The sequence below is a fragment of the Streptomyces noursei genome (assembly GCF_001646665.1).
Classification (GTDB): domain Bacteria; phylum Actinomycetota; class Actinomycetes; order Streptomycetales; family Streptomycetaceae; genus Streptomyces; species Streptomyces lavendulocolor.
On the sequence record NZ_LWBU01000103.1, the window covers coordinates 1 to 375 of the forward strand.

Consider the following 375-nt stretch of genomic DNA (forward strand, 5'->3'; position numbering starts at 1 on the left):
GGAGGCGGCCCGCGCACGGTGCGCGTACCGCTGGACTACCGGCGCGCCGAGCCCGCCGACACGGTCGTGCGCGCCGGGCGGTTCTGGGACGGCACCGGCGACGGGACGTCGGTCCGCGAGGACGTGGACGTCGTCGTGCGCGGCGGGCGCGTCGCGGCGGTGGAGCCGCACCGGCCGGGGCGGCACCGGCCGGCGGCACGGCGGGGCGGCGCCCCCGGGGGGGGGGGCCCGCCCCGGGGTTCCTCCCCCCCCGGGCGGCAAGGGGGGGCGCGGGCGGGGGGGGGGGGGGGGGGGCGGGGGGTGGGGGGGGCGGGGGGGGGGGGGGGCCCCCCGGCGCGGGGGGGGGGGGGGGGGGGGGGGGTGGGCCGCGGGGGG

The 375-nt window shown here is 88.5% G+C and carries 1 pseudogene; it reads left to right on the forward strand.

Annotated elements, in window-relative coordinates:
• Positions 1–204 (forward strand): annotated as a pseudogene (locus A4V12_RS38515) (hypothetical protein); the annotation flags it as partial.
• Positions 205–375 lie beyond the last annotated feature (171 nt).